The 13,887-nt window shown below is 68.5% G+C and carries 13 protein-coding genes; 4 read left to right on the plus strand and 9 right to left on the minus strand.

What is annotated here, in order from left to right; genetic code table 11:
* Positions 1-113: 113 nt before the first annotated feature.
* A complete protein-coding gene (gene murI, locus ASG63_RS05255; protein WP_056212805.1) occupies positions 114-992 on the minus strand; it encodes a glutamate racemase in 879 nt (292 codons plus the stop codon).
* Between the two features lie 213 nt (positions 993-1,205).
* Between murI and egtB the strand changes: the two genes are divergently transcribed.
* Together egtB and egtD are read left to right on the plus strand one after the other, a co-directional pair.
* On the plus strand, positions 1,206-2,477 hold the full coding sequence (egtB, locus tag ASG63_RS05260; protein WP_056212891.1) for an ergothioneine biosynthesis protein EgtB: 1,272 nt from the start codon (positions 1,206-1,208) through the stop codon (positions 2,475-2,477).
* A 43-nt stretch (positions 2,478-2,520) separates the two neighbouring features.
* Entirely contained in the window at positions 2,521-3,495 is a 975-nt protein-coding gene (gene egtD / locus ASG63_RS05265; protein ID WP_056212807.1) for an L-histidine N(alpha)-methyltransferase, read from the plus strand.
* Between the two features lie 112 nt (positions 3,496-3,607).
* Here egtD and ASG63_RS05270 read toward each other — a convergent pair whose 3' ends face one another.
* From ASG63_RS05270 to ASG63_RS05285, 4 genes are all read right to left on the minus strand, one after another.
* The gene (locus tag ASG63_RS05270) at positions 3,608-3,871 is read right to left on the minus strand and encodes a hypothetical protein (RefSeq protein WP_056212809.1); all 264 of its coding nucleotides are present in this window, start codon (positions 3,869-3,871) and stop codon (positions 3,608-3,610) included.
* A gap of 241 nt (positions 3,872-4,112) precedes the next feature.
* Positions 4,113-6,584 carry an ATP-dependent Clp protease ATP-binding subunit ClpA gene (clpA, locus tag ASG63_RS05275; RefSeq protein WP_056212811.1) on the minus strand — a complete coding sequence of 824 codons (2,472 nt, stop codon included), beginning with the start codon at positions 6,582-6,584 and terminating at the stop codon, positions 4,113-4,115.
* A gap of 23 nt (positions 6,585-6,607) precedes the next feature.
* Complete coding sequence (clpS, locus tag ASG63_RS05280) at positions 6,608-7,036, minus strand: ATP-dependent Clp protease adapter ClpS (protein ID WP_244472762.1); 429 nt, start codon at positions 7,034-7,036, stop codon at positions 6,608-6,610.
* Positions 7,037-7,338: 302 nt separating this feature from the next.
* On the minus strand, positions 7,339-7,788 hold the full coding sequence (locus ASG63_RS05285; RefSeq protein WP_082501215.1) for a phasin family protein: 450 nt from the start codon (positions 7,786-7,788) through the stop codon (positions 7,339-7,341).
* A gap of 298 nt (positions 7,789-8,086) precedes the next feature.
* Here ASG63_RS05285 and ASG63_RS05290 point away from each other — a divergent pair, with 298 nt between their 5' ends.
* Entirely contained in the window at positions 8,087-9,583 is a 1,497-nt protein-coding gene (locus tag ASG63_RS05290) for a D-alanyl-D-alanine carboxypeptidase (RefSeq protein ID WP_056212813.1), read from the plus strand.
* Between the two features lie 129 nt (positions 9,584-9,712).
* Here the strand turns inward: ASG63_RS05290 and ASG63_RS05295 are convergent, their stop codons facing one another.
* From ASG63_RS05295 to ASG63_RS05305, 3 genes are all read right to left on the minus strand, one after another.
* The gene (locus tag ASG63_RS05295; RefSeq protein WP_056212815.1) at positions 9,713-10,390 is read right to left on the minus strand and encodes a J domain-containing protein; all 678 of its coding nucleotides are present in this window, start codon (positions 10,388-10,390) and stop codon (positions 9,713-9,715) included.
* Entirely contained in the window at positions 10,387-10,641 is a 255-nt protein-coding gene (locus ASG63_RS05300; RefSeq protein WP_056212817.1) for a hypothetical protein, read from the minus strand. The genes ASG63_RS05295 and ASG63_RS05300 overlap by 4 nt, the downstream gene beginning before the upstream one ends.
* A 65-nt stretch (positions 10,642-10,706) precedes the next feature.
* Positions 10,707-11,864 carry a S1C family serine protease gene (locus tag ASG63_RS05305; RefSeq protein WP_056212819.1) on the minus strand — a complete coding sequence of 386 codons (1,158 nt, stop codon included), beginning with the start codon at positions 11,862-11,864 and terminating at the stop codon, positions 10,707-10,709.
* Between the two features lie 436 nt (positions 11,865-12,300).
* Here ASG63_RS05305 and ASG63_RS05310 point away from each other — a divergent pair, with 436 nt between their 5' ends.
* Positions 12,301-12,516 carry a hypothetical protein gene (locus tag ASG63_RS05310; protein WP_055953370.1) on the plus strand — a complete coding sequence of 72 codons (216 nt, stop codon included), beginning with the start codon at positions 12,301-12,303 and terminating at the stop codon, positions 12,514-12,516.
* A 486-nt stretch (positions 12,517-13,002) separates the two neighbouring features.
* Here ASG63_RS05310 and galU read toward each other — a convergent pair whose 3' ends face one another.
* Complete coding sequence (gene galU, locus ASG63_RS05315) at positions 13,003-13,869, minus strand: UTP--glucose-1-phosphate uridylyltransferase GalU (protein WP_056212822.1); 867 nt, start codon at positions 13,867-13,869, stop codon at positions 13,003-13,005.
* Positions 13,870-13,887: the final 18 nt, after the last annotated feature.

Raw genomic sequence — 13,887 nt, forward strand, 5'->3', positions numbered from 1 at the left:
GCCGCCCACGGGTGCGCTTGAAAAGCATCGGGGCCCCTCGTCGGAGCCCCGTTACCGGCGTCTCGTTAGAGCACGAAGCCGCCGTCGTCAATGCCGAGCCGGCTGCCGGTCGCCTATTGCAGGCCGAGTGGCATCGCCTCCACCGCCACGCGTCCGATCCCGCGCGATTCGAGGGAGCGGCGCAGGGGCGCCGTGAGGCCGGCACCGCTCGTGAAGGCCCCGAGCACCGGCGCATCGTCTCGGCCCAGGGCGCGGGGGCTCGGCCCGATCAGCTGCGTCACCCGCCGGGCGATGGCCGGGGCCGGGTCGATCCAGGTCACGGGCCAGGGGGCGAGGGCCTGGAACCGGGCGAGGAGCAGGGGGTAGTGGGTGCAGGCGAGGCAGACCACGTCGGTGCGCCGGCCGTCCTCCAGGGTGACGAAGCAGGGTGCGATCTCGCGGGCCAGGGCCGCGTCGTCCACGGGCTGGCCGGCCAGCTCCGCTTCCGCGAAACCGGCGAGATTCGGGGCGCCCACCAGGGTGACGGCGCAGGCATTCGCGTAGGTCTCGACGAGTTCGTGGGTGTAGGCGCGCGCCACGGTGCCGGGGGTCGCCAGGAGGCTGACCACCCGCGAGCGGGTCGCCTCCGCGGCCGGCTTGATCGGCGGTACGACGCCGACGAAGGGGGTGGCGAAGCGCTGGCGCAGGGCGGGCAGCACCAGGGTCGAGGCGGTGTTGCAGGCCACCACCACGAGGTCCGGCGCGTGCAGGCCGATCAAGCGCTCCATGACGCCGAGCACCCGCTCGACCAGCACCGGCTCGGACAGGCGGCCATACGGGAAGGCGGCATCGTCGGCGGCGTAGACGTAGGCGGCATCCGGTCGGGCGCGCCGGACCTGCTCCAGCACCGTCAGCCCGCCCAGCCCGGAGTCGAACACCAGGATGGTGGGCGCCGGCGCCACGCTCCGTGCCACGGCCGCCGTGGTCGCTCCTGCCATGAGATCGATCCGCATCCGAGTCCGGCCCGACTGTCCCGCGTGAACGGCGAAGTGTCGGCCCCGGACGGTTAAGGGGAGGTCACCGTGGCCGGAAAAAGGCGATCGATCCGGCGGTGCGAGCGTGGCCGCGACGAAGGACCCCGCTCGGCCTCCGTTGCCGAATGCCGCCGCGGCCATATCTCCCCTCTCACGTTCAGGTTTGCGGGTTCGGATATGGGAGTGGCCGCCATGGCAGCGACGGCAGCGTTTCGCGAGACCTCTGCGGCCGAGGCCGTTCGATCGGCCTTCCCGCCCCCGCCCCTCTCGGCGACGCCGGTGGATCGCGCGGCCTGGATCGCGGCCTTCCACCACGTCCGCGACGAGACCGAGCGCCGGGCGGCACCGCTTTCGCCCGAGGACCAGCAAATCCAGTCGATGGCGGATGCCAGTCCGACGAAGTGGCATCGCGCGCACACGACATGGTTCTTCGAGCAGTTTCTGCTGCGCGAGCACCTGCCGGGCTACGCCATCTACGACGAGCGGCTGCACTACCTGTTCAACTCGTACTACGTCGCCGCCGGCCCCCGTCAGCCGCGGATCATGCGCGGGCTGATCACCCGCCCGACGGCGGACGAGGTCGCCGCCTACCGCGCGCATGTCGACCGCTCGGTCGACGCCCTCCTGAGTCAGGCGTCCGCCAGCGCCCTCGAGGCGGTGCTTCCGGTCCTCGAGATCGGGCTCTATCACGAGCAGCAGCATCAGGAATTGCTGGTCACCGACATCCTGCACGCCTTCGCCCAGAATCCCCTCGGACCGGCCTACGACGCGGATTGGCGCTTTCCCCGGCCCCAGAGCGCAGGGGGACGCGCGGAGCTGCGCCGGGGCATCGTGCCCATCGGTCATGCCGGTGAGGGCTTCTCCTTCGACAACGAGTCGCCGCGCCACGATGCGCTGATCCAGGGCGGCACCATCGACCGGGCCCTGGTCACCAACGGGCAGTGGCGCGACTTCATGGCCGATGGTGGCTACGCGCGGCCGGAGCTCTGGCTCTCGGATGGCTGGATCGCCGCCCAGGCCGAAGGATGGGAGGCGCCGGGCTACTGGCGCGAGGCCGAGGGCGGGTGGGCGAGCATGACGCTCGCCGGCATTCGGCCGGTCGATCCCGACCTGCCCGTCACCCATATCAGCTACTACGAGGCCGATGCCTATGCCCGCTGGGCCGGGCGTGACCTGCCCACCGAGTTCGAGTGGGAGGTGGCGGCCCGTGAGGACCTGCTGCCCGACGCCTTCGGGCTGGTTTGGCAATGGACCCGCAGCGCCTACACCGCCTACCCGGGCTACCGCCCGGTGGATGGCGCGCTCGGCGAGTACAACGGCAAGTTCATGTCGAACCAGTTCGTCCTGCGCGGCTCCTCGGTGGCGACCCCGCAGGGCCATGCGCGGGTCGGCTACCGCAACTTCTTCTATCCCCATCAGCGCTGGCAGTTCACGGGCCTGCGCCTGTCGGACGCCCGGTCCTGATCCAAGACCCGTCCCTGAATCGTCGCGTAACCGGAGACGTTCCTTGACCATCAACCCCGTCTTCACGGACGCGACCCCGATCGCGGCCATCGATGCCGAGCGTCAGTTCCTGGACGATGTCCTGGCTGGTCTCTCGGCACCCCAGAAATTCCTGTCGGCGAAGTACTTCTACGACGCGGTGGGCTCGGATCTGTTCGAGGCCATCACGCGGCAGCCGGAATATTATCCGACCCGCACGGAGCTCGGCATCCTCGACGCTCAGGGGGCGGCCATCGCCGCGACCCTCCCGGACCGGGCGAACCTCGTCGAGCTCGGCAGCGGCTCGACCGTGAAGGTCCGGCGCCTGATGGTGCACCGGCCGGACCTCGCCGCATACGTTCCGGTCGATGTCTCGGAGAGCTTTCTCCGGAGTGAGGCCGAGGCCCTGGCCCGGGACTTCCCGAACCTGACGATCACCCCCGTGGCGGCCGATTTCACCCGCGCCTTCACCCTGCCGGCCGGCCTGTCGGATGGCCCCGTGGCCGGGTTCTTCCCCGGCTCCACCATCGGCAATTTCGAGCCGCCGCAGGCGACCCGGCTGCTCGCGCATTTCGGGCGGGTGCTCGGGGCCGGCGCCACCCTGATCATCGGCGTCGACCTCGTGAAGGAGAAGGCGGTGCTGGATGCCGCTTACGACGATGCGGCCGGCGTGACCGCGGCCTTCAACCGAAACCTGCTCGTGCGGATGCGCAGCGAACTCGGTGCCGAGGTCGATCTCGACGCCTTCGCCCACCGCGCCTTCTTCAACCCCGAGGCCTCCCGCATCGAGATGCACCTCGTCAGTCTGAAGGCGCAGACCATCCGCATTGCGGACCGCGACATCGCCTTCGCCGAGGGTGAGACGATCCACACCGAGAACAGCTACAAGTATACGGTCGAGCGCTTCCGGGCCCTGGCGGCCGAGGCAGGCTGGCGCGCCGAGGCGGTCTGGACCGATCCCGGCCGGCTGTTCTCGATCCACGCCCTGCGGCGGAGCTGATCGCCCGAGCTCGATGCCGGCGATTCCCTCGGGAAGCCGGCGTCGGTGCTTCGCACGAGCGCCGCGCAGGTCAGGAGGATACCGGCGCCGGTTCGATCGACCGGCGTCCGTATCAGCTTCGCTTCTCCATCATCGCCTTGACCTGCATCAGCTGGTCCCAGAGCTGGCCCGGTGAAGTCCCGAGGAAATCGAGGCTCGCGGTCACGCCCCAGTAGATCCCGAAGACGATCAGCGGAACCAGGATCCAGCCCAGGATCTCCTCGCCGCGGCGCCGGCGCCGGCGCCGCAGCCGGCGCTGCTCCCGAGCCGTGAGTTTCGGTGAGGGGGCCTGCTTGGTCGCGATGGGCGTGAGGGGACCCTCATGCAAGTCGTTCATCGGGGACGCCCCTCCTCAACCGATCTCAGCGATGGGGAAGCGTATCCGGCCAGTCTCTCGCAGTGCCCGCTCTCCATTCCCGCGCTTGCTAACCATCCAGCGCCCGCGTGTCGACCGCCGGATGCGGTTTTCCGCCGCCCTGAGGACGTGAAAGAACGGCCCCTCCCGTCGGGGAGGGGCCGCTTCGACTGGGCCTGTCTGCCCTAGCCAACAGACCTGGCGGATCTCAGGCCCCGACCTTTCAGGCCTTGACCAGCGGCACCTTCGGAACGGTGCGGACGCCGGAGCCGCCGCTCGGGCCACCCTTGTCGTCGCGCTTGTCGTTCGTCTTGCGCGCCGAGGCCTTGGCCTTGGTGCGCTTGTGCTTCTTGGCTGCGTTGGCCACGTCCTTCTCGGGCTTCGGCGTGACCGGACCGGCCGGAAACTCGAAAGCGAGGCCGTCCTTCTCCGCGCCCTCGCCCTTGCGCAGGACGACCTGCACAGCGCCGCCGTCCTTTAGGCGCCCGAACAGCACCTCGTCGGCCAGCGGGGTCTTGATGGTCGACTGGATGAGTCGGGCCATCGGACGGGCGCCCATCGCGTCGTCGTAGCCGTTCTCGGTCAGCCACTCCCGCGCCTCGTCGGAGAGCTCGATGGTGACGTTGCGGTCGGCGAGCTGGGCCTCGAGCTGGAGGACGAACTTGTCGACCACCTTCGCCACCACATCCTTCGGCAGGTGCCCGAAGGAGATGATTGCGTCGAGACGATTGCGGAATTCCGGCGCGAACAGCTTGTTGATCGCCTCGACATCGTCGCCCGTGCGCTTGGCCTGGGTGAAACCGTAGGCCGAGCGCGCGAGGTCGGAGGCGCCCGCATTCGTGGTCATGATGATGATCACGTTGCGGAAATCGACCTGCTTGCCGTTGTGGTCGGTGAGCTTGCCGTGGTCCATGACCTGCAACAGGATGTTGAACAGGTCCGGATGCGCCTTCTCGATCTCATCGAGCAGCAGCACGCAATGCGGGTGCTGGTCGATGCCGTCGGTGAGCAGGCCGCCCTGGTCGAACCCGACGTAGCCGGGGGGCGCGCCGATGAGGCGGCTGACCGTGTGCCGCTCCATGTACTCCGACATGTCGAAGCGCAGCATCTCGACGCCGAGGGACGCGGCGAGCTGCTTGGCGGCTTCGGTCTTGCCGACGCCGGTCGGTCCCGCGAACAGGTACGAGCCGATCGGCTTGTCGGGATCGCGCAGGCCTGCGCGGGCCAGCTTGATCGCCGAGGTCAGCGCGTCGATGGCGTTGGGCTGGCCGTAGACCACGCGCTTCAGGTTCTCGGTGAGGTTCTTGAGAACCACCGCGTCGTCCTTCGAGACGGTCTTCGGCGGGATGCGGGCCATCGTGGCGATGGTCGCCTCGATCTCCTTGACGCCGATGGTGCGCTTGCGGCGCGCCTCCGGCACCAGCATCTGCGAGGCGCCGGTCTCGTCGATGACGTCGATCGCCTTGTCCGGAAGCTTGCGGTCGTTGATGTAACGCGCCGACAGCTCGACCGCGGCCTTCACGGCCTCGGTGGTGTACTTGAGCTTGTGGAATTCCTCGAAATACGGCTTCAGACCCTTCACGATCTCGATCGCGTCGGGGATCGACGGCTCGTTGACGTCGATCTTCTGGAAGCGGCGCACCAGGGCGCGGTCCTTCTCGAAGTACTGGCGGTACTCTTTGTAGGTGGTCGAGCCGATGCAGCGCAGGGAGCCGTTGGCCAGGGCGGGCTTCAGGAGGTTCGAGGCGTCCATCGCCCCGCCGGAGGTCGCCCCGGCGCCGATCACCGTGTGGATCTCGTCGATGAAGAGCACCGCGTTCGGGTGCGCCTCGATCTCCTTCATCACCTGCTTCAGCCGCTCCTCGAAATCGCCCCGGTAGCGGGTGCCCGCCAGCAGGGTGCCCATGTCGAGGGAGAAGACCGTGGCCTCGATGAGGACCTCGGGCACCTCCTTGTTGATGATCTTGCGCGCCAGGCCCTCGGCGATGGCGGTCTTGCCGACGCCGGGCTCGCCCACGAGGAGCGGGTTGTTCTTCTGGCGGCGGCACAGGATCTGGATCGTGCGCTGCACCTCCGCCTCGCGGCCGATCAGCGGGTCGATCCGCCCGTCGCGGGCCTTCTTGTTCAGGTTGACGCAGTAGGCCTCGAGGGCATCGCCCTTCTTCTTCGCGCGGCCCTCGCCCTCGTCGCCGCTCGGACGCTCGGAGGCGGATTCCTCGTCCGCGCCGCGCACGGGCTTGGCCTCGGAGGCGCCCGGCCGCTTGGCGATGCCGTGGCTGATGTAGTTGACCGCGTCGTAGCGCGTCATGTCCTGCTCCTGCAGGAAGTACGCGGCATGGCTCTCGCGCTCGGCGAAGATCGCCACCAGCACGTTCGCGCCGGTGACCTCCTCGCGCCCGGAGGACTGCACGTGGATCACGGCACGCTGGATCACGCGCTGGAAGCCGGCCGTCGGCTTGGCATCCTGGCGGCCGTCCCCGATGAGGTTCGACAACTCGGTGTCGACGTACTCGACGAGGCTGCGCTTGAGGGTGTCGACCTCGACGTTGCAGGCCCGCATGACCGCGGCCGCGTCCTGATCGTCCACGAGGGCGAGCAGGAGATGCTCCAGCGTCGCATATTCGTGCCGGCGCTCGCCGGCGAGCGCCAGGGCGCGGTGGAGAGCTTGTTCTAGGCTGCGAGAGAAGCTGGGCAAAGCGTGGCCTCTGTGTGGGGTGCCTATTTCTTTTCCATAACGCACTGGAGAGGATGTTGGTGTTTGCGGGCGAAGTCCATGACCTGCGTCACCTTGGTCTCCGCAACTTCGTACGTGAAGATCCCGCACTCGCCGACACCGTTGTGGTGTACGTGCATCATGATCTGAAACGCGACTTCCTGCGACTTGTTGAAGAATTTCTCGACGACGTGGACGACGAACTCCTGGGGAGTGTAGTCGTCGTTCAGCAAGAGAACCCGGTAGAGGCTCGGTCGCTTGGTCTTCGGCTTGGTGCGGGTGATGATGGCGGTTCCGGACCGGCCGTCATCCGTACCACCCGGTTCGCGTGGCTCGTCCGTCGCCCGCACATCGGTGACGCGACGCTGGAGCGTGAAGGTCTCGGGGCCGTCCGCGCGTGAGGATTCGCTGCCCCGTATCAGGACGTCGGTCATCTGAATCGCATCGACCCCTTGGTGCGGCATGCTGCTTGGTGGCTGCTTCATCCGCGGGTCGCGCCGGCGAGGCGCGCTCGCATCGCTGATAATCTATAGGGCCATCGGCTGCTTCGCCAGTCGGCTGCGCGCACTTGTCCGAGACGGCCGCGGACCGGCGTTCCGAACCGCCCGGACGGTGCTCCGCGATCGCCCGGTCCCGAACACGAAAATGGCCCCGTGCGATCGATCGCACGGGGCCGGACTGGCAAAACGTCTGGGCTCGCGGCGGGACCGTTCGCCCGACGCGGGAAAGCCGTGTGTCAGGCTGCCTTCTGGTCGGGCGTGGAGAAGCCGGGAAGCTTTGGGAAAGCCTTGAGATCGAAGGCCTTCGGATTGAAGAACGTCTTCGGATCGAACAAGGTCTTCGGATCGAAGAAAATCTTGAGGTCGAACGGCGCCTTGGTCTGGAGCGGCGCGCCGACCTCCTGGGCGAGGCCCTGGTACAGGTCGGTCATCACCTTGGCCTGGTTCTGGAGGCGCTCGTAGGACGCCTTGAGGTACTCGGCCTGGATCTCCAGGGCGGACTGGAGCGTGCGCGCGGTGGCGAGCTTCTTCATCGCCGCGGCGCCGGCGCTGTAGGATTCCTTGGCGAAATCGGCCATCTCGATGCTGGCGGTCTGATGGGTCTTGGCGAGCGAGGAGACGCTCTTCATCACAGTGGCGAGGCCGGCCTTGTTCATTTCGGCGGCCTTCTCGTACATCTGCGTCATCTGACGATCCTTCCGCCCCCGCGGGGCTACCCTGATGTGTCGGGCCATTGCCCGCGAGGCCGAGACCGGCCGGGGCCTTTTGTGTGCGATGCAACATAAGACGTCAAGCGATATATTGCATCACAATATGACGGTCGGATCCGGCGAATTGGTCTCGCTGCATTAACCGGGCCGTAACTGCGTCCACCTAGCCTGATTGACAGATGTTGCGGGGTTACGGCGGCACGGCCGCACCCCCGCCGAGATGTTGCGGTGCAAGCCGGCCCGCGGGTCGTGCATGTCGAGGCAGTGAGTCGTGATGCGTAGCCATACTCCCCGCGTCGGCCGGGTGCCTGCCCTCTCGGCCGCGATCGCCGCAGCCGCCGTCCTGGCCGCCCTCGCCTCCCCGGCCGAGGCGCGACGTGGCCATCATCACCGCGGTGGCGGCGGTGGCGGCGGTGGCGGCTACAATCCGCCCTACGCCGCCATGGTGGTGGACGTGAAGACCGGCAAGACGCTGCACGCGATCAACGAGGATTCGCTGCGCCACCCGGCCTCCATCACCAAGGTGATGACGCTCTACATGCTGTTCGAACAGCTGGAGCGCGGACGCTACACCCTCGAGTCGCCGCTCACCATCTCGTCCTTCGCGGCCTCCCAGGCCCCCTCGAAGCTCGGCCTGCGGCCGGGTTCCACCATCGAGGTCGAGGACGCGATCAAGGCGATCGTGACGAAGTCGGCCAACGATGTGGCCTGTGCCATCGGCGAGAACATCGCCGGCTCGGAACCCCGCTTCGCCGAGATGATGACGCAGAAGGCCAAGGCCCTCGGCATGAGCCGCACCCACTACGCCAATGCCTCCGGTCTGCCGGATGCCGACCAGATCACCACGGCGCGCGATCTCACGATCCTCGCTCGGGCGATCCAGGATCGCTTCCCGCGCTATTACAAGTACTTCCAGACCCGCTCCTTCGCCTTCCGCGGCCGGGTCATCGGCAATCACAACCGCCTCCTCGGCAATGTCCAGGGCGTGGACGGGATCAAGACCGGCTACACACGCGATTCCGGCTTCAACCTGATGACGGCGGCCAAGCTCGACGACCGTCAGATCGTGGCGATCGTGCTGGGCGGCAAATCCGGCGCCAGTCGCGACCGGATCATGGCCGACCTCGTCCGCCAGTCCCTGCCCCGCGCCTATGCCGGTGCCCGCCAGGCTCCCTCGACCATCGAGGTCGCGGAGCGCGCCCGCCCGGCCGTGGTCGCCGACGGCGCCTCGCGCACCCGGACGCAGGTGGCTTCCGCCGACGACGAGGATGTTGAGACCACGGCGTCGACCCTGCGCGCTGGCCAGCCTCTCGATATCAGCCCCGCCCGCACCGCCACCACGACGCCCGGCAGCGCCAGCATGAGGTGGCGCTCCGGCGCGCTCCCGGCCTCGGCGCAGGCCTATGCGCCGGCGGGCGGCCAGGCCGCCTTCCCGGCCGGCGGCAAGACCGATGCCCGCTTGGCGTCCATCGACGGTCCTCGCGCCGAGGCGGCGAAACCGGTTTCCGGCGCGCGGATCACCCCCACGGCCTGGGTCATCCAGCTCGGCGCCATGGACGACGAGGACAAGGCGAAATCCATGCTGTCCGAGGCCCGCAGCCGGGCCGGCGGCGCACTCTCGAAGGCTTCGCCCTATACGGTGAAGGTCGAGCATGGCGGCGCGACCCTGTTCCGCGCCCGGTTCTCGGGCTTCGCCGAGCAGGACAGCGCACAGGATGCCTGCAACGCGCTGAAGCGCAACGGCTTCAATTGCTTCGCCACCCGCAGCTGAGTTCGCGCTGACGGGTTCGCAAGGGACCGGCGCCCCTTCGGGCGTTCCGGCTCAGGACACGGGCGCCCGGTTCGTATCGCCGGACGGCCGTACTCTCGACATTCCCTGTCTGACAACGCGCGTGGAGTATCAGCGATGTCGGTTGTTAAGCCTGTCACGGGCCGCGTTGACGCGGGCCGCCTGCTCGGCCGTGCCTCCTTGGTCGGGGTGCAGCCGCTTCATCAGCGTCCGGTGAGCCGCGCGGACCTGCTCCAGGGACGCCCCGCGCTCAAGCCCCAGGATCTCATAGGCCTCCTGCTCCGTCATCGCCCCTGGATACGCCGCGCGGCGCGGCCCCGGGTCGGGATTGCCCTGAGCGTCTACACGCCAACCGGGATGCCGGCGGTCGAGATACGCCTCTAGCCGACGGGCGGTGTCGGCATCGCGTCCGAACAGGGCGACGAGGGCGGGCAGCGGAATCGCCGACAGGGGTTGGCCGGCATAGGGACCTGCCAGGGCGATCCCCTCCCCCGCCGCATCGAAGCGGATGGTGGCCCCCGAGAGTCGGCGCGGATCGTAGCGGGCGGCAAGGCCCCGGACCCGGCGGTTCAAGCCCGCCGACCCCTCCAGCAGCCAGATGGCACCGCCCCCGAGCAGGATGGCGAACTCGAGCCGGCCCCGCACCAGGAAGAGGGCCGCCAGCGCGAGGGCGGCGTAGCCCCCCACCTGCCGCAGGACGCGCGCCGTCAGGGCCGGATGGCGGATCTTCAGGTTCCGCCCGAACCACCACAGGAGAAGGAGCGCGACCGCTCCGGCAAGGAACGTCACCGGGCGAACCCGTACTCGGCACCGATCCGGCCGCCGACGCGCAACTTCACCCCGCCGACGTCACGGAACCCCTGGCTGTCCGGCGCTGCCGGCTTCGGGCCCGCCACGCCGCAGCCGGGCTGGGGCGGCAGGCGGACGCCCTCGGGGGCATTCTGCGGGCAGAGATGGGGCTTTGTGCGCTCGGCGGCACCGGCGGCGAGGACACCGGCCAGCCAGAGCAGGACGGCGCAGGAGGGACGGTGGCTGACCATGGGTCACTTTCACTGGGCGATGGGTCGCTTTAGCGAGCGCCGCGCGGCGTGACGAGGGCCCGGCCTCAGAGCCGGCTCTCCGCCACGTCCGTGGTGGTGACGCGGACCCGGCGCGTGCGCCCGTCCCGCTCGACGATCAGGTCGATCGAGGCGCCGAGACCGGCCGCCTCCATGGCGGCGGTGAGATCGGCGAGGCGGTGGACCGGCCGGTCGCCGGCCCCCACTATGATGTCGCCGATCTCGCCCGTCTGCGCGTCGACGCCCTGCAGGCCGGCCGCGGCGGCCGGAGAGCCGCGCAGCACGCGCAGGACCACCACCCCGTCGATTCCGAGGCGGGCCGCGGTCGCCTCCTGCCCCGCGATGATGCCGATGCCGGGATTGCGCGTCCGTCCGTTGCGGATGAGCTCGGGCACGACCCGGTTCACGACATCGACCGGGATCGCGAAGCCGATGCCGGCGCTCGCCCCGGAGGGCGAGAAGATGGCGGTGTTCACGCCGATGAGGCGCCCGGCGGAGTCGAGGAGCGGACCGCCGGAATTGCCCGGGTTGATCGCCGCATCGGTCTGGATGACGCCGGAAAGCTCGCGTCCCGCGCTGGTGGGCAGGCGACGCTGCAGGGCGCTGATCACGCCGGTGGTCAGGGTGTGGTCGAGGCCGAACGGGTTGCCGATGGCGAAGACCGACTGGCCGACCTTGAGGTCGGCCGAAGTGCCGATGGCCAGGGGCTGCAGGGCCACGGTGGTGCGCCCCAGGCGAATGACGGCCAGATCGTAGCTCGGGGCGGCGCCGACGAGGCTCGCCGACACGACCTCGCCGGAGGACAGGCGGACCGCGATGGCACCCCCACCCTGCGCAGCCGCCGCGACCACGTGGTTGTTGGTGACGATGTGCCCGGCCGCATCCCAGATGAAACCGGTCCCGGTCTGCGAGCCCCCGCCCGGCTCACCGCCCTCGTTGTCGACCCCCATCAGGGCCCGCCCCTGGGCCGCGGCCTGCACGAAGACATGAACCACGGACGGGCTGGCGCGGGCGAAAAGCTCCACCGTCGCCGTCTCGGCGGGCGCCAGATCGCCGCGGGCGGTGATCGCCCGCGCGGTGTCCGCCGAAAACAGGAAGCCGGTCAGGTAGGGCTGCGCCACGAAGAGCGCGAGCAGGCCGAGGGCTGCAGCAGCGGCCCAGCGCAGGAAGCGATCCGCCGGCCGCGGGGGAGACCGATCGGGCATGTGTCATCCTCTTCACCATGCTGCGAAAACCGCATCGCGTCGCATCGCCATTAACTGGGCGGTGACGCAATGGCCTTCAACTGGCTCGGTACCGTGACGGGCCAGGGTGCGTCAGCACACCGAAACCCGTTTTGGCGAAAGATAAACAACGGCTCGACATGGTCAGCCGAGGCGACAAACAGAACGAGAGGGCGTCCAAAAGCAGCCATATTCTGCGCGCTGATCAGCAACGGCGCGCTTTGTATGAGGGAGGGAGCGTTCAGGTGCGGATGAGCATTTCATCCCTGTCTGAAATGACCTCAAAGCTGCCTTAGAGATGCTTCCATTCACCCGGATAGACGTCCCGCAGCAAATGTTCAGGTTCGAGGTCGTACAGACCTTTCGCCGGGCAGCCGGCATCGCGGGGAACGACCCTCACGATCAAAGGAACACACACATGGAAACCCAAGCCCTGGAACGTCCCGCCGATCTGACGATCTGGCGTACCGCTCCGGTTCCGGCTCCCCTCGCTCAGCCCGCGCGCTACCGGACCCTGCGTGAGGCCATCGAGGCTGCCGCCGGCGCCCTGTCCGATCCGGCCAAGCAGCCCTGGATCATCACGGAGGATGGCGAGGTGCTGTCACCGAACTGGATCCGGACCTACCTGAACTGAACCGACCCGCCGGCGCCGTCGCGTCCGTCGTCCCGCGAGCCGACCGCAGCCCTAGGCGCGGCCGGCTCCGCCTCCCAGAGGCGCCTCCACCGATATCCTGCGGCCTGAGGCCGAGCCCTCGCTCCGCGATCCCGAATGCCGGATCGCGTGCAAATCCTTCCACCCGTTTCACAGGCATGCGTGTGCGCGTGATCGCGCGCCCGAACCCCGGGTCGCGCGCGGAGCCCAAGGCGCGTCGTGCCTGGGGCGTCCGTCTGCACCGTCCGGAGCAGGTACAAAAAAAGGCCGCTCCGAAGAGCGGCCCGAAGTCTAGGGAGGAAACGCCCAAGAAGGGCTGCCGAACCGCGACGCCATCGCGGTCCCGCAACGCACAATCTAAAGTGCGACGCACAAAAATCAAGGCCTTTGCACGTCGTTCAACCCGTTTTCTGGAGCTTGAGTTCGGCGTTCCCTGAGGCACCGAGCAGGCCGCGCCGGGGCGCGATCTCAGTGCTCGCTCAGAAGCTGCGCGATCTCGGCCTTGAGGGCCTCCGAGAGGTCCTTGCGCTCGAGGGCGTAGGCGATGTTCGCGGTGAGGAATCCGAGCTTCGAGCCGGTATCGTAGGTCCGGCCCTGGTAGTGCATGCCGAAGAAGGCCTGGTCCTTGGCGAGCTTGATCATGGCGTCGGTGAGCTGGATCTCTCCGCCGGCGCCCGTCTCCCCCGCCGACAGGATGTCGAAGATCTCGGGCTGGAGGATGTAGCGGCCGGAGATGATGAAGTTCGAGGGCGCGGTACCGGCCTTCGGCTTCTCCACCATGCCGTTGATCTCGAAGGTCTGGCCGAAGGTCTGGCCGACGCCGACGATGCCGTACTGGTGCGTCTCCTCGGGCTTCACCTCCTCGACCGCGATGACGTTGCCGCCGTGGCGCTCGTAGGCGGAGAGCATCTGCTGCATGCAGCCGCGGCTCAGCATGTCGGGCAGCAGCACCGCGAAGGGCTCGTCGCCCACGATCTCGCGGGCGCACCAGACGGCGTGCCCGAGGCCGAGCGGCGATTGCTGGCGCGTGAAGCTGGTCTGGCCCGCGGCCGGGAGGTCGCGCTTCAGGGCCTCGTAGGCCTCGGTCTTGCCCCGCTCCTGCAGTATCCGGTCGAGCTCGAAGGCAACGTCGAAGTGGTCTTCGATGACCGCCTTGCCGCGTCCCGTGACGAAGATGAAGTGCTCGATCCCCGCTTCGCGGGCCTCGTCGACGACGTGCTGAACGACCGGCCGGTCGACGACGGTGAGCATCTCCTTCGGAACGGCCTTGGTGGCCGGAAGGAAGCGGGTGCCCAAGCCGGCGACGGGCAGGACGGCTTTGCGAATCGGTTTCATCAAGCGAGACCCGGTAGC

The sequence above is a fragment of the Methylobacterium sp. Leaf94 genome, assembly GCF_001426045.1.
In the GTDB taxonomy this organism is placed as follows: Bacteria; Pseudomonadota; Alphaproteobacteria; order Rhizobiales; family Beijerinckiaceae; genus Methylobacterium.

Bases quoted from the DNA above. Each gene is read 5' to 3' on its own strand.
- ASG63_RS05270 (WP_056212809.1), bottom strand. From the start codon at position 3,871: ATGAACGACTTGCATGAGGGTCCCCTCACGCCCATCGCGACCAAGCAG.
- murI (WP_056212805.1), bottom strand. From the start codon at position 992: ATGCGGATCGATCTCATGGCAGGAGCGACCACGGCGGCCGTGGCACGG.
- ASG63_RS05285 (WP_082501215.1), bottom strand. From the start codon at position 7,788: ATGACGCAGATGTACGAGAAGGCCGCCGAAATGAACAAGGCCGGCCTC.
- ASG63_RS05305 (WP_056212819.1), bottom strand. From the start codon at position 11,864: ATGCCCGATCGGTCTCCCCCGCGGCCGGCGGATCGCTTCCTGCGCTGG.
- egtB (WP_056212891.1), top strand. From the start codon at position 1,206: ATGGCAGCGACGGCAGCGTTTCGCGAGACCTCTGCGGCCGAGGCCGTT.
- galU (WP_056212822.1), bottom strand. From the start codon at position 13,869: ATGAAACCGATTCGCAAAGCCGTCCTGCCCGTCGCCGGCTTGGGCACC.
- ASG63_RS05310 (WP_055953370.1), top strand. From the start codon at position 12,301: ATGGAAACCCAAGCCCTGGAACGTCCCGCCGATCTGACGATCTGGCGT.
- ASG63_RS05300 (WP_056212817.1), bottom strand. From the start codon at position 10,641: ATGGTCAGCCACCGTCCCTCCTGCGCCGTCCTGCTCTGGCTGGCCGGT.
- clpS (WP_244472762.1), bottom strand. From the start codon at position 7,036: ATGACCGACGTCCTGATACGGGGCAGCGAATCCTCACGCGCGGACGGC.
- ASG63_RS05290 (WP_056212813.1), top strand. From the start codon at position 8,087: ATGCGTAGCCATACTCCCCGCGTCGGCCGGGTGCCTGCCCTCTCGGCC.